14 protein-coding genes are annotated in these 13,772 nt (G+C 50.9%); 10 read left to right on the forward strand and 4 right to left on the reverse strand.

Going from position 1 to position 13,772, the window contains the following annotated elements; translation table 11 throughout:
• A complete protein-coding gene (locus tag ACOQOZ_RS10960; protein ID WP_420592313.1) occupies positions 1-990 on the reverse strand; it encodes a GGDEF domain-containing protein in 990 nt (329 codons plus the stop codon).
• Positions 980-1,912: a GGDEF domain-containing protein gene (locus ACOQOZ_RS10965; RefSeq protein WP_420592314.1), complete on the reverse strand. Its 933-nt coding sequence runs from the start codon at positions 1,910-1,912 to the stop codon at positions 980-982. The genes ACOQOZ_RS10960 and ACOQOZ_RS10965 overlap by 11 nt, the downstream gene beginning before the upstream one ends.
• Before the next feature lie 148 nt (positions 1,913-2,060).
• Between ACOQOZ_RS10965 and ACOQOZ_RS10970 the strand changes: the two genes are divergently transcribed.
• Genes ACOQOZ_RS10970 through ACOQOZ_RS11005 form a run of 8 tightly spaced genes read left to right on the forward strand, consistent with a single transcriptional unit; the run spans position 2,061 to position 9,614 of the window.
• On the forward strand, positions 2,061-3,317 hold the full coding sequence (locus tag ACOQOZ_RS10970) for a glutamate-5-semialdehyde dehydrogenase (RefSeq protein WP_420592315.1): 1,257 nt from the start codon (positions 2,061-2,063) through the stop codon (positions 3,315-3,317).
• Positions 3,298-3,975 (forward strand): nicotinate-nucleotide adenylyltransferase, encoded by a 678-nt coding sequence (gene nadD / locus ACOQOZ_RS10975; protein WP_420592316.1) that lies wholly within the window; start codon positions 3,298-3,300, stop codon positions 3,973-3,975. The genes ACOQOZ_RS10970 and nadD overlap by 20 nt, the downstream gene beginning before the upstream one ends.
• Positions 3,976-3,981: 6 nt before the next feature.
• Positions 3,982-4,320, forward strand: coding sequence for a ribosome silencing factor (gene rsfS, locus ACOQOZ_RS10980; protein WP_068654876.1), 339 nt, complete (start codon positions 3,982-3,984; stop codon positions 4,318-4,320).
• A gap of 6 nt (positions 4,321-4,326) precedes the next feature.
• Positions 4,327-4,794 (forward strand): 23S rRNA (pseudouridine(1915)-N(3))-methyltransferase RlmH, encoded by a 468-nt coding sequence (rlmH, locus tag ACOQOZ_RS10985; protein WP_420592317.1) that lies wholly within the window; start codon positions 4,327-4,329, stop codon positions 4,792-4,794.
• 14 nt (positions 4,795-4,808) lie between these two features.
• Entirely contained in the window at positions 4,809-6,662 is a 1,854-nt protein-coding gene (mrdA, locus tag ACOQOZ_RS10990) for a penicillin-binding protein 2 (protein WP_420592318.1), read from the forward strand.
• The gene (gene rodA, locus ACOQOZ_RS10995) at positions 6,662-7,807 is read left to right on the forward strand and encodes a rod shape-determining protein RodA (RefSeq protein ID WP_420592319.1); all 1,146 of its coding nucleotides are present in this window, start codon (positions 6,662-6,664) and stop codon (positions 7,805-7,807) included. Before mrdA ends, rodA begins: the two co-directional genes overlap by 1 nt.
• A 53-nt stretch (positions 7,808-7,860) precedes the next feature.
• Entirely contained in the window at positions 7,861-8,841 is a 981-nt protein-coding gene (mltB, locus tag ACOQOZ_RS11000) for a lytic murein transglycosylase B (RefSeq protein ID WP_420592320.1), read from the forward strand.
• Positions 8,841-9,614, forward strand: a complete 774-nt coding sequence (locus ACOQOZ_RS11005; RefSeq protein ID WP_420592321.1) for a septal ring lytic transglycosylase RlpA family protein — start codon at positions 8,841-8,843, stop codon at positions 9,612-9,614. Before mltB ends, ACOQOZ_RS11005 begins: the two co-directional genes overlap by 1 nt.
• Positions 9,615-9,755: 141 nt before the next feature.
• Here the strand turns inward: ACOQOZ_RS11005 and ccoM are convergent, their stop codons facing one another.
• Positions 9,756-9,875: a cytochrome c oxidase subunit CcoM gene (gene ccoM / locus ACOQOZ_RS11010; RefSeq protein ID WP_304941535.1), complete on the reverse strand. Its 120-nt coding sequence runs from the start codon at positions 9,873-9,875 to the stop codon at positions 9,756-9,758.
• Positions 9,876-10,084: 209 nt separating this feature from the next.
• Positions 10,085-10,519 (reverse strand): cyclic nucleotide-binding domain-containing protein, encoded by a 435-nt coding sequence (locus tag ACOQOZ_RS11015; RefSeq protein WP_420592322.1) that lies wholly within the window; start codon positions 10,517-10,519, stop codon positions 10,085-10,087.
• Between the two features lie 185 nt (positions 10,520-10,704).
• On the opposite strand from ACOQOZ_RS11015, the gene ACOQOZ_RS11020 reads away from it, so the two are divergent.
• Positions 10,705-12,075 (forward strand): tetratricopeptide repeat protein, encoded by a 1,371-nt coding sequence (locus ACOQOZ_RS11020; protein ID WP_420592323.1) that lies wholly within the window; start codon positions 10,705-10,707, stop codon positions 12,073-12,075.
• A 13-nt stretch (positions 12,076-12,088) separates the two neighbouring features.
• A complete protein-coding gene (locus ACOQOZ_RS11025) occupies positions 12,089-13,759 on the forward strand; it encodes a FecR family protein (RefSeq protein WP_420592324.1) in 1,671 nt (556 codons plus the stop codon).
• Positions 13,760-13,772: the final 13 nt, after the last annotated feature.

The raw sequence follows: 13,772 nt of genomic DNA on the forward strand, positions 1-13,772 counted from the left end.
TCAGCCGTCGGAAAATGCCGCCAGTTGCAGGCTGGCGCGTTTTTGTTTCTTCAGCTTCATTTCCAGACGTTTTTCCACGTCTTTGCTGTCTTCTCCTGGCAACCAGGTCACCGCGGCAGTTTCTAACGTCATCTCCGCTACCGGCTTCCAGGTTTGCTGCTGCAGATTACGCTTCACCCGCTCCATCAACACGATGGCACCGTCTTCCGGACAGTGTGGCAGAACCAGTACAAACTTATCTTCATCCAGACGGAATACTTCATCTGCTGCCCGGATCTGATCCTGCGCACGACGCACAAATGCCGGCAGCAGTTGCTGCACCACACGGTTGCCATGGATATCCATCAGCTGCTTGTAATCTTCGATCACTAAGCCAATTAAAGACACCGATTGGCGGGTGCTTTCACTGCGGGCGATTTCCCGCTCCAGTGTATGCGAGAAATGACGGCTGTTATAAGCACCACTCTCGGCATCGGTCAGTGCCAGTCGTTTCAGCGATTCTGACTTCAGCAACGTCAGATACGCAAAACACCAGGCGGAACCCAGCAATAACAAATAGTTGGTACCGGTGCGTAAACCATAAGCGGTTCCCGATTCCGACCAGACAATAGCAATCACAGCGATGGCCACCAGAAAATTAAACACCGTTGCCTGCATAATCGGCAGACAGAAATAGCTGAACAGTGGCACCGCGTATAAATAATGAATCATCAGCTGCGGGTAATGCGGCAACTGATAAAGCGCCAGCGCCACCAGTAACAGAATCAATGGGTAATTCACCCAGGTGAAGATCTCACGATTACGGTTAATAAAAATAAAAATGGCACTGAATAAAAATGCCGGAATTGCAATCGCATTACTCAGAACCAGAGGATAAAGCCCCTGGCGATACTGATCGTACATCAGAATGCTGACGGCTACCGCCGCCAGGGTATACACCACAATCTGCAGACGTGGTTGTAATTGTTCCTGTGAGATATCACGCAGCATGTAACGCCTCCATTACCCGATCAGTGAGGCTGTCACTATCATCATCCGGACGATAGCCCTCGGCATGCATCGCCAGCTGTTGCAACTCACGATAGCGGCTGCTTTGCATGGCCTGATGGATCTGTTGTTTTAACTCTTCGGCTTCGGCCAGTTCGCTGTGTGGCATCAGAATCACAAAGTCATCGGTGTTTAACCGGTAACAGGCATCGTAATTGCGCAGGCTTTTGCGTAACTTCTTGCCCAGATAGCTGAGACGTTGTTCATAATCTTCAACTTTAAGCTGATGCCAGGCGGCCGGTGTCGCAACAGCCAGCAGCACCAGCTGGCTGCGTTGACGATCCGCCCGGGTCATCTCTTTATTCAGATCCAGACCCAATTGATGCTGGTTATACACCTGGGTTAACGGGTCGGTATTCACAATTTCCGTCAGCCCCTGATTGTTGCGTTCGTTGACCAGAGCGTACATCACAGAAAAGGTGTAACAAGCGGCATAAGTGAACAGCAGCTGCAGACGCATGTAGCTGTCGTAGTTGTTCAGCACCAGCAATACCAGCGCAACGCTGTATACCAGGGTGATGTAACTGGCCACCCGAAACGGGAACAGGAAGTAGGTATAAATCGGCACAAAATACACCCAGTGCACCACCTGAGAACTCTGATTCATACCAAACAGCGTAAAGATGGATAACAAACCCACCAGTATCCATTCCGGGTAAGGCGAAGAGCGTTTTTTGCGGCGTAGTAACAGGTAACCGGCGTATAACACCAGCATCAGAGAAAACCCGGCCGCAACGGCGGCGAACATTTTCTTATCTTCCAATAAGTCGAGAACGGCAATCACACTCAGTCCGGCGGCCGCTAACAGGCAATAAATCACTTTTACCTGAATAACCACCAAACTGTGGAACTGTGCTTTTTCCATGTAGAAACAATCCAGTCATTGGGATGAATGAAGGCTACGACCGGCTTTGCTGTTGTTATCCGCCGCAACTCGCCTAAGTGTAGTACAAGGCGTAGTTGGTATATACTAGCGCCCTTTCTCGTCAACCCCGTACAGACCGGTGTAATCGATGGACGTTATCGAATATATGAAAACCCTGGGTGCGAATGCCCGCAAAGCCTCACGTGCTATTGCCCGCGCTTCCAGCCAGGAAAAAAATGCCGCATTACTGGCAATTGCTGATGCCATCAGCGAACAACGCGAACAACTGAAAGTGGCAAACCAGCGCGATATGAAGCGCGGTGAAGAAAATGGTTTGGATGCTGCCCTGCTGGATCGCCTGCAGCTGACCGACTCCACCATCGACACCATGATCGAAGGCCTGCAGCAGGTTGCTGCGCTGCCTGATCCAGTAGGTGAAATCACCGACCTGAAATACCGTCCTACCGGTATTCAGATCGGTAAAATGCGCGTGCCTCTGGGTGTTATCGGCATTATCTACGAGAGCCGTCCAAACGTAACCATCGAAGCTGCCAGCCTGTGTCTGAAATCCGGTAACGCAGCCATTCTGCGTGGTGGATCAGAAGCCATTGAGGCCAACCAGGCGCTGTCCGAATGCATCGCCAAAGGTCTGGCTGAAGCCGGTTTACCGGCTGAAACGGTTCAAGTCGTTGAAACCACAGACCGTGCAGCAGTAGGTGAACTGATCACCATGCCAGAGTACGTTGACGTGATTGTTCCTCGTGGTGGCAAAGGCCTGATCGAACGCATCAGCCGCGATGCCAAGGTCACCGTTATTAAGCATCTGGACGGCATCTGTCACGTTTATATCGACCAGTTCGCTGATAAGACCAAAGCCGTGAACATTGCGATTAATGCCAAAACGCATCGCTACGGCACCTGTAACACCATGGAAACGCTGCTGGTACACAAAGCCATTGCTGCTGAAGTACTGCCGGAACTGGCCGAAGCCTATGGTGAGATTGGTGTTGAACTACGTGGTTGTGATGCCACCCGTGAAATCCTTGCCGATGCCATACCGGCAACCGAGGAGGACTGGCATACCGAATATCTGGCGCCGATTCTGTCGATCAAACTGGTCGACGATATGGACCAGGCGATTGAACACATCAATCACTACGGCTCCCATCACACCGACAGCATCATCAGTGAAAACTACACACTGGCGCGTCGCTTCCTGACCGAAGTCGACTCCAGCTCTGTGATGATCAACGCATCAACCCGCTTTGCTGATGGCTTTGAATACGGCCTGGGTGCCGAGATTGGTATTTCAACCGATAAAATCCACGCCCGTGGCCCGGTAGGTCTGGAAGGTCTGACATCACAGAAATACGTGGTGCTGGGCAATGGCGAAATCCGTCAATAACAGAGCTATGTCACAACCACAAAACCGCTGGGCATTGCTCGGCGGGACTTTTGACCCTATCCACATAGGTCATTTACGCATTGCTGCGCAGCTGCGCGATCTTGGTTTCAGCAAAGTATTGCTGATCCCCAATCGTATACCGCCACATCGGCCACAGCCCCAGGCAAGCGGCAAGCAACGCCTGCAGATGGTTAGCCTGGGTTGTGAATCGTTAACCGGCGTTGAACCCTGTGCAATCGAGCTGCAACGTGACGACTTAAGCTACAGCGCCGTTACCGTCGGTGCGCTGAAGCAGCAACACCCTGAGGTGCAATTCACCTGGGTGATTGGTGACGATGCCTGGCAGGGTTTCGAATTCTGGCATCAACCGCTGGAATTGCTGCAGCTGGCCAATTTGCTGGTTGTTAGTCGTCCTGAGGTGGATTCCGCCCAGCAATCCAATGCCAGTGACTGGCAACAGCAGCAATTGTCGCAGCGCCAAAGCGACATAACGCAACTTCTGGCCGCTGAAAATGGCAGAATTTGCCTGAAAGCGCTGCCTGAACTGGATATCTCGGCTTCTTACTTGCGTCAGGCTATCAAGCAAGGCGACAATATCCGCTTTCTGGTGCCGGACGCGGTACTGGAATACTTAAACCAACATCAACTCTATCGATAGAACTTAATGCAAACTGAGCAAATTAAATCTCTGGTGGTCGACGCGCTGGACGACATGAAAGCGCAAAATATCACTGAACTGGATGTCCGTGGCCGTACTTCGGTTACCGACTGGATGATCATCGCCACCGGTACCTCTAACCGCCACGTCACAGCCGTTGCTGGCAACGTAGAGGAAAAGGCCAAACATGCTGGCCTGCGCCCGAATGGCACTGAAGGCCGTGCGGCCGCCGACTGGGTGTTAATCGATCTGGGTGATGTTGTGGTTCACGTAATGACCGATCAGTCGCGCCACTTCTACGATCTGGAGCGCCTCTGGGGTGAACCAGAAGACAGCGAAGACTGATTTTCTATGAAGCTTCGCTTGCTGGCGGTTGGCACTAAAATGCCAGCCTGGGTTGAACAAGGGTATCAGGAGTACGCCAAACGCCTGCCTAACGACTGCGCTCTGGAGCTGGTCGAAATCAACCCGGGACATCGCGCCAAAAACACCAGTAAAGAAAAAGCCATGCAACAGGAGGCGGAAGCGCTGAAAAAAGCCATTCGTCCTCAGGATCATGTGGTTGCACTGGATGTAAAAGGTAAACCCTGGAGCACCGAACAACTGGCAACCAACCTCAGCGACTGGCGCATGCAGGGCGGTGATGTGGCACTGCTGATTGGTGGCCCGGATGGTATGACGGCGGATGTTCTGGCCCTGGCCAAACAGCGCTGGTCGTTATCAAACCTGACTCTCCCCCATCCTCTGGTACGGGTGCTGATGGCCGAACAACTGTACCGTGCCTGGAGTATTCTCCAGGGTCACCCCTACCACAAATAAGTCAGGGAACAGCCATGTGGGAGCACTCGTTCAGGGACAAATCAGCCGAAAAACTGCTGTTTCGTTCCCGCGCGATTGTACTGGCAATCATCATCTTCCTGATGTTGTGCATCCTTGGCTGGCGCATGGTGCATCTGCAGATCGATCTGCACGAAAAGTACCGTGACCTGTCCGAAAACAACCGTATTCAGCTAAAACCGATTGCACCTAACCGCGGTCTGATCTATGACCGTAACGGAGTTCTGCTGGCGGAGAACGTGCCCTCTTACAGCCTGACACTGGTTCCGGAACGGGTTAACGACATGGAGCAGACCATCAGCTATCTAGACAAGCTGATTGGTATCTCGGAGCGCAATAAAGAGCAGTTCGAAAAACGCCGCAAATATCGTCGCCGTCCGTTTGAGCCTGTTGTCTTGCGCCATAAACTCAGCGAAGAAGAAATCGCTAAGGTGATGGTAAACCGCACCTACCTGCCCGGTGTCGATGTTGAAGCGCAACTGGTGCGGCATTATCCACAGGGCGAATCGTTTGCCCACGTACTGGGCTACGTCGCCCGTATTAACCAAAAAGAGCAAAACCGACTGGATCAAGACCCGGATAAAAAACGTCAGTACAGCGCCACACGCTTTATCGGTAAATTAGGGGTCGAGAAACAATACGAAGCCGACTTGCATGGCCAGGTGGGTTATCAAAAAGTTGAGACCAATGCCCGCGGCCGTATTTTGCAGGTGATTGAGCAAACCGACCCGGTTCCGGGCGACGACATTACCCTGCACCTGGACACACGCCTGCAGAAACTGGCAGAACAACAATTAAAAGGTCGTCGTGGTGCCCTGGTTGCAATTGAAGTCGCCAGCGGCGGCATTCTCAGCCTCTACAGCAACCCCAGTTACGATCCCAATTTATTTGTTACCGGTATTTCCCATAAAGATTATTCGGCATTGCGGGATAATCCGGATCTGCCGTTATTCGACCGTACCCGTCGTGGACAATATCCACCAGCGTCAACTCTGAAGCCATTTCTGGGTCTGGCCATGATTAATGCCGGCACAACCAACTGGGAAGAAGAAATAGACGACCAGGGCTGGTATCAACTGCCCAACGACGATCGGGTTTATCGTGACTGGAAGCGTACTGGTCACGGCATGGTGGACATGGAAGATGCCATCGTTGAATCCTGCGATACCTACTTTTATGACGTTGCCGTGCGTACCGGCGTAGATTCTATTTCGCCGTTTCTGGGGCAATTCGGCTTTGGCCGCAACATGACGCTGGATATCAATAATGCCTTGCGCGGGCTACTGCCCAGCCGCGACTGGAAACGTCGTAAAGCCAAAACTCACTGGTACGCCGGTGATACCGTCAATCTGGGTATTGGCCAGGGCTATATGCTGGCCACCCCTATTCAGCTGGCGACCGCCACAGCAGTGCTGGCTAATCGCGGAAAATGGGTAACACCGCGTCTGATCTACGCACACAATGACGAGCTGGATGTTATTCCACACCCCGATATAGAAGACATTGAACTGAAAGATCCGGCTGACTGGGACAAGATGTTTACCGCCATGAAAAAGGTCATCACCGGAACCCATGGCACCGCACGCCGACTGCTGAAAAATCTGCATTACCCGATTGCCGGAAAAACCGGCACCGCTCAGGTGGTGGGTATCAAGCAGGATGAAGAGTACGACTCCGAAGCGCTAAAAGAACGTCTGCGTGACCACGCATTATTCATTGCCTTTGCCCCCATTGAGAACCCGGCAATTGCAGTTGCTGTGGTGGTCGAAAACGGTGAGTCAGCGGGTAAAACGGCCGGGCCAATTGCCCAGGCAATTATTAACGAATACCTCGGAGGCGCGGAGGGTTAATGGCCGGTACTGATTTTTCCCGCACCATGTCCGAAGCCAGCTCAGAGCATGGTTTCAATCGCAGTCGTGCCTGGTTTGCCCGTATTCACGTAGATCTGATTTTACTGCTGTTATTATTGGGCCTGACCAGCGCCGGTTTACTGTTGCTCTACAGTGCCAGTGGTCAGGACTGGGGCATGGTAAAGCGCCAGGCAATTCACTATGCCATTGGTTTTACCGGGTTATTTATTGCGGCTCAGATTCCGCCCCGTATTTATCAACGCCTGGCACCCTGGGGCTATAGCGCCGGTCTGATTGCATTAATCGGAGTACTGGTGGCAGGTGTTGGTGCTAAAGGCGCACAACGTTGGCTTGATTTACCCGGGCTACCACGCTTCCAGCCCTCCGAGCTGGTTAAACTGGCACTGCCATTAACGGTTGCCTGGTATATGTCAAAACGCCCGGTGCCGCCAAAGTTTTTTGACCTGGTGAAAGCGATGGCCATTATCGCCATTCCAACCGTGATGATTCTTAAACAACCAGACCTGGGCACCTCGATTCTGGTCAGTACCTCTGGGCTGCTGGTCTTATTTTTTGCCGGTATGCCCTGGTGGCTGATTTTCTCGATGATCGGCATGGTCGCTGCCTGCGCACCACTGATGTGGTTTTTCGTGATGCGTGAATATCAGAAACAGCGGGTATTAACCTTCCTCAATCCTGAAAGTGATCCGCTTGGTTCCGGCTGGAATATTATTCAGTCAAAAACCGCGATTGGTTCCGGTGGCATTGAAGGCAAAGGCTTTATGCAGGGCACTCAGTCGCAGCTGGAATTTCTGCCAGAGAGCCATACCGACTTTATTATTGCCGTGCTGGCAGAAGAGTTGGGATTAATCGGCGTACTGGCGCTGTTAACACTATACTTCCTGATTATTATGCGCTGCTTATATTTATCAGCTCGTTGCGAAACTCTTTTCGGGCGTTTGTTGTCTGGTAGTTTAGCGGTTACCTTTTTTATCTACGTATTCGTAAATATTGGTATGGTCAGTGGCATCTTACCTGTGGTCGGCGTACCCTTACCGTTAGTGAGTTATGGTGGTACTTCGGTTGTGAGTTTGTTAGCTGCATTTGGCATTCTGATGTCGATGAATACTCACAGCAAAAAATAGAACGGTTCATTTATTTTTTCACTTAAGCCGTCGCAGAAAACAGGAATTCTATTATGCGTTTCAAAGGCCTGATTGCTGGCACTGCTGCAATAATCGGCACAACTCTGGTTCTGAGCACTCCGGCTCAGGCAGCCTACGATCAACATCCTCGTTTCGAACAGTTCGCAGCAGAGCTGGAAAAAGAATACAAAATCCCTCCTGCTGAAGCGAAAGCCTGGTTGTCTCAGGCCGAAAAACTCAATTCAGTTCTCGAAGCCATTGCCCGCCCAGCGGAAAAAAGCAAAGAGTGGTACGACTACCGTAAAATTTTTCTGACCAAAAAACGTATTGAAGGCGGTAAAGCCTTTATGGCAGAACATGCGGAATTGTTGGCGGCTGCAGAGAAAAAATACGGTGTCCGCAAAGAAGTGATCGCCGCCATCATTGGTGTCGAAACTTTTTATGGCAAACGTCAGGGTCGCTACCGGGTACTAGACTCACTGGCGACACTGGCCTTTGATTACCCTAAACGTCCTTTGTTCTGGCGCGAATTAAAAGCCTTTTTCTCTCTGGCTGAAAAAGAACAACTGGATCCGGCAACCATTAAAGGTTCCTATGCCGGGGCGATGGGATATGGTCAGTTTATTCCGACCAGCTACCTGAGCTACGCCGTGGATGGCGATCGCGACGGCAAGCGGGATTTATGGGCCAACCCGGCCGATGCCATCGCCAGTGTTGCCAATTACTTTAAACGCCATGGCTGGCGCGATGGTGAGCCGGTGGTACAACGTGTCCGTGTTGCTGGCGATAAGTATCAGGATGTGGTGAACGACAGCCGTAAACCGAAATGGACGGCTGCCGAGTTAAAAGCATTAGGCGTTACGCCTACCGAGCCAATCGAGGATGACAAACCCGCCGCTCTGATTCGCTTACAAGGCGAAAAAGGCGCGGAATTCTGGCTGGGGGAATATAACTTTTACGTGATTACCCGTTATAACCACAGCCGTATGTATGCCATGGCCGTTCATCAACTGAGTGAAGAACTGACCAAGTAATGCAGCACCTGATCATCCTTTTGTTATTAGCAGGCGCGCTCAGCGCCTGTACCCCCTCCCGCTACAAACACTCCCAGGATTTCACGCCCGCTCCGATTGCCGATATCCAGGCCTTAAAAGAACCGGTTGCCAAAGCCGAAGCCAAAAGTGTGATGGGCAATACGCCTCGTTACACCGTATTAGGCAAAGAATATGAAGTCATGCCAAATGCGGACAACTACAGCGCAGAAGGCATCGCTTCCTGGTATGGCATGAAATTCCACGGTCATCGCACCTCAAACGGTGAGATTTATGATGTTTACCAATTCACCGCAGCTCATAAAACCTTACCGCTACCAAGCTATGTGCGCGTAACACGGCTGGATACTCAGCAATCTGTTGTAGTGCGGGTAAACGATCGTGGACCGTTTCATGAAGGCCGGATTATTGACCTGTCTTATGCTGCAGCGGTAAAGCTAGGCATCAATAAGCAAGGTACCGCACAGGTTAAGGTTGATATCATCCACCCTCCCAAGGCCAAGACTGAGCGTTGGGTACAGATTGGTGCTTTATCAGACCCTAGCGCCGCTTTGCGGCTACAACAAACTCTGGTCGAAAAACTGCAGGGGAAATGGCCGGTTGCCATCAACAAACCGGCTAAAGACAGTCAGCGGCCGCTGCATAAAGTGCGGATTGGCCCGGTCGAGGAAGGTGACGATCTGGATCAGTTATTGTTGCAGCTTAAGCAGCTGAAATTTGATCAGCCGCTGTTACTGGCACAACACCAACTGTAGATATCATGCTGCAAGCATAAAAAAGGGGCCATAACCACTAGGGTTAGGCCCGGAGGCAAGGTACTCAGCGCAGAAATCGGAAACGATCTGACAACCTTGTCACTGCGCGAACAAAGTTGAAACTGGCAGAAGTCCGGCGGCTTATTCGCCTGTGCCGTGCTTCTTAATATCATTCTTAACAGCGAGATAAAAACCTACAAAAAATGCACAAGTCAGGCCTACAATTGCCAAACCAGCAAAAACCACCTCATCCATAAACATAGCGCTCACCTCTCATTTGTTATCAATAGAATCTGACCAACAGGCCATTTCGTTTGCTATGGATTCACTCTAGCAATGACAGGCAGCGGCAAATTGACGCATATCAAGAGAAATTCGTGCGAATCAGCAGCGCTGATCAGAGGTTGACGCAGGTCAAATAACCATAATATTAACAGGGAAATAGTATATAACTTGCCGCTTATACTTTGTTATGACTGGATGAGCCGCTCAACCAGCTTGGCAATTAACTGATCTTTAAACTTCTCACGAATCTCCGGCTTAAAGCGGCTCATGGTTGCACGATCGATACGCATCAGGATGGATGGCTGGCACGCAACAACATGAGTGGTACGTGGCTGCTCTGATAAGAAACCAATTTCACCAAAAACAGCTCCCGGCTCAAGCGTCAACAAAGCATCGCCCTGCTCTTCCTCCAATACATCGCAACTTCCTGACAACAACAGATAAAAAGCATATTCCTGGCTGCCCTTACGAATGATAAATTCGCCTTCCCGGGCAATATGAAAACTGCTTTGCTCATCGGCAATCCGTTCACGCTCATCACAGTTAAACTCCCGGAAAAAAGGAATCTTACTCAATACCATTTGTACCTGAGCGCGAGAGAGAGAACTGGCTGTACGCATATTTGTGACCTGAAAGACGCGAATGACGTGAAAAATGTGAGCTTGTTATAACCAGTCTAGATTCTTTTCAATCATACTCATGAATATCAGCATTAAGACTGGCAATTCTGCTCAAGCAAGGCACACTTAACACAAACCCACGACAAACAGTGGATGGAATGACTATGCTCCAGGGACCACAATCAATGAAGCGCTTAGCCCCTGCCATTCTGGGATTGCTGCTCACTCCTCTGAGTCAGGCTGAAACCGTTCAGGGCTCAGAACCGGTACCTCAAACCGTGACTGAAACACAGACCTTAAGTGTTAAAGATATCAACAAGCAACTGACACAATTAATCGACCAACAACAGTTTCAGCAAGCGAAAGAGTTAGCCGAGCAACATCTCGATGCTTTTGAGGGTGACAGCCAGTTCGACTTTTTTTATGGCTTCAGCGCTGCCCAAAGTGGTGCCCATCACGAAGCCCTGTTCGTATTTGAACGTCTCAGTGATCAGTTTCCACAAGTTCCGCGTTACCGCCTGGAATTAGCCCGTAGCTATTATTTTCTGGGCCAGCTTGATGCCTCGGAAGCAGAATTCCGTCTGGTACTGGCGCAGAACCCACCGAATAAAGTTCGCGCGACCATCGATAAATTCCTGCGTCGTATCGAAGAGCAACGTCAAGCACTGACCCCCAGCTGGTCAGCGTTAGCGAGCTACGGTGGTGGTTATGATTCCAATATCAATTCATCCACCGATATCGATGAAATTGATCTGATTCTGGAAGGGACGGAACAACGGGTGCGGCTGAACGACAGCCAGAAAGAAACCGCCAGTGGTTTCTACAAATTACGCGGCCAGGCCAGCTACAGCGCTCCCATTACCAAGCGCAGCGGCTTTGATATCCGTATTGGCGGCCAGCGCAAAGCCAACGCAAAAACCGATACCTACGACCTTAACTCGGCATTTGTTCAGGGCGGCCTGCAGTTAATTCGCGGCTTCCATCACTGGCGCGTGGGCGGCGGCTATCAGCAATACTGGCTGTCGGATGAAAGTCTGCAGAGTACTTTATCTGCCAACCTGAACTGGAAATACCGCATGGCGCCAGCCTGGCGCTTTAATTCGCGTGCCGAATTGCGCAATAACGATAACCAGATTAACGATGACCTTGATGCGCTGCAGCTGGAAATCAGCGCGGGGCCGGAATACGCCAACGGCAGATTTTCAGCGCAAAGCTCGGCCATGATCAGCACCGACTCTGCTGATAACAGTCCTCTGGCTAAAGATATCTTCGGCATTAATCTGGCTGCCCAATATGCGTTATCCAATGAGTCCAGTGCATACAGCATGCTCGCCTGGCGTAATTACGAATTTCAGAAGAAAAACCCAAATGACCTGTTGAGTAATGGTAAGCAGCGCAGTGAAAACCTGACTCAGTTTATTCTCGGCTACAACCAACAAATCATTGCTCACCTGATGGCTTATGGCCAGCTCAGCTATATGGATAACTCGAGCAATATCGATGTGTATCAATACGATCGCCTGCTGCTCGAAGCCGGCCTGACTTTGGCGTTCTAACGGAGGCAAAACGATGAATGGTTTAATGAAGTTTTTGCTGGTTTTCACACTGACAATCTGGATGCCACTGGCTCAGGCGGCAGATATTGCCGGACGGGTCATTATGGTTCGGGGTGAAGCCCAGGCAACCAATATTGATGGCGAAGTGCGCCAGCTGAAACGCAGAGATACGGTTTATTCCAGTGATGTAATCTCCACCGGTGACAACAGTCGGGTACAGATTCGTTTTGTTGATAAGGGCATGCTGGCTCTGCGAGCCAACTCTAAGCTGAATATCAAAACGTATCGCCAGCCAGCTGACGCCAGTGATGAAGGTGAAGTGTTAATGGAGCTGGTTGAAGGTGGCTTTCGCACCCTGACCGGCAGTATTGGTAAAGGCGATAAAGCAGCCTACAAAGTGGATACGCCGGTTGCCAGTATTGGTATTCGCGGCACCGTTTATCGCGTAGCCCTGGTTACGCCTGAGCAATTGTATCTGGGGGTTTCTTCCGGAGGCATTACAGTCAACAACTCTCTGGGACAAATGAACCTGGGAATGGGGGCTGACTTCGATTTTGCCCTGGTCGATAACCAGAGAATTCAGGGATTGTTATCCCCACCGGACGAACTGAACCAACCGCTACAACCCATCGACGATGAATCTGAATCCGATGATTCAGACAGCGAACAGCAAACTCCGGAAACGGATATCGATGATGAACAGGCTCCGGAAGCCGATCAATCCGCCGAAAACCCAAGCATCCGTCAAACTGAATTACCCAACGGCCTGGATAAAGAAAAAGACTCCGGCAGTGAAGAACAGTTAACTCAGCAAGTTGTCGATGATACGACAAATAAAGGCGGAGATTCCGGCGACAACGGCAACCCGGATAATGGCAATGGTGAGCCACCAACGTTGACCTCCCCGGACAAGCGTATGAGCAACAGCGAATACTCAAAATTCCTCGATAGCGATGACTACGGCGCCTTTATTACGGCCAATAAAACAACCGCAGGTACCGCATTCGTTGATGACAAAGGCCAGACTGTCTTTGTTTCGCTGAAAGAAGATGGCACCAATGCGGTGGATGTTACCCGCTTTACCGGCACCAGTAATGGCAGTCAGCCAATCGCTAATGTCAGCTGGGGGGTCTGGAACGATGCCGCAGAAGGCAGCATCGAACAGTATCGCGATTCACAAAGTATGGAGCATACCGATCTGCAGGGCCCGGCGCTGTGGATAAAATCAACACCGATCCGCAGCACGGATCTGAACGGCCTGTCCGGTACCATTTCATTCTCTGGTAACGGCCAAGCCCCGGGAACACTCAACGGCGCTCTGGTTGAAAACACCACCGTGAGTGGTAGCTTTGATCTGAACCTGACTTCCGGTGCCGTCACCAATGGTAACCTGCAAGCAGACTTTAACGGTGATCAATGGAATGCCAGCTTCAGTGGGGATATTCGCCCGAACAACGCCACTCAGAACACCCCGGTTCTCGACCTTGATATCACCAGTGGTAACCACGGTGAAATCAGCCTGGATCTAAATAACAGCGAAATTGGCGGTATCCTGACAGCACCGGCCTCAGCTGGCGGTACACCCGGTGTGGCCGGCGGCTTCCAATTAAAAGACATGTCGGAAAGCCCCAATACAGCAACCGGCTTAATTGCCTGGCCTGGGTCAGTAAATCAGGCTGAATAAATAATAAAAAAGC

Source organism: Bacterioplanoides sp. (genome assembly GCF_965219715.1).
Classification (GTDB): Bacteria; Pseudomonadota; Gammaproteobacteria; order Pseudomonadales; family Oceanobacteraceae; genus Bacterioplanoides.

Coding starts and splice junctions, on each gene's coding strand:
- ACOQOZ_RS10960 (WP_420592313.1), bottom strand. CDS start 990: ATGCTGCGTGATATCTCACAGGAACAATTACAACCACGTCTGCAGATT.
- ACOQOZ_RS10965 (WP_420592314.1), bottom strand. CDS start 1,912: ATGGAAAAAGCACAGTTCCACAGTTTGGTGGTTATTCAGGTAAAAGTG.
- ACOQOZ_RS10970 (WP_420592315.1), top strand. CDS start 2,061: ATGGACGTTATCGAATATATGAAAACCCTGGGTGCGAATGCCCGCAAA.
- nadD (WP_420592316.1), top strand. CDS start 3,298: ATGGCGAAATCCGTCAATAACAGAGCTATGTCACAACCACAAAACCGC.
- rsfS (WP_068654876.1), top strand. CDS start 3,982: ATGCAAACTGAGCAAATTAAATCTCTGGTGGTCGACGCGCTGGACGAC.
- rlmH (WP_420592317.1), top strand. CDS start 4,327: ATGAAGCTTCGCTTGCTGGCGGTTGGCACTAAAATGCCAGCCTGGGTT.
- mrdA (WP_420592318.1), top strand. CDS start 4,809: ATGTGGGAGCACTCGTTCAGGGACAAATCAGCCGAAAAACTGCTGTTT.
- rodA (WP_420592319.1), top strand. CDS start 6,662: ATGGCCGGTACTGATTTTTCCCGCACCATGTCCGAAGCCAGCTCAGAG.
- mltB (WP_420592320.1), top strand. CDS start 7,861: ATGCGTTTCAAAGGCCTGATTGCTGGCACTGCTGCAATAATCGGCACA.
- ACOQOZ_RS11005 (WP_420592321.1), top strand. CDS start 8,841: ATGCAGCACCTGATCATCCTTTTGTTATTAGCAGGCGCGCTCAGCGCC.
- ccoM (WP_304941535.1), bottom strand. CDS start 9,875: ATGTTTATGGATGAGGTGGTTTTTGCTGGTTTGGCAATTGTAGGCCTG.
- ACOQOZ_RS11015 (WP_420592322.1), bottom strand. CDS start 10,519: ATGCGTACAGCCAGTTCTCTCTCTCGCGCTCAGGTACAAATGGTATTG.
- ACOQOZ_RS11020 (WP_420592323.1), top strand. CDS start 10,705: ATGAAGCGCTTAGCCCCTGCCATTCTGGGATTGCTGCTCACTCCTCTG.
- ACOQOZ_RS11025 (WP_420592324.1), top strand. CDS start 12,089: ATGAATGGTTTAATGAAGTTTTTGCTGGTTTTCACACTGACAATCTGG.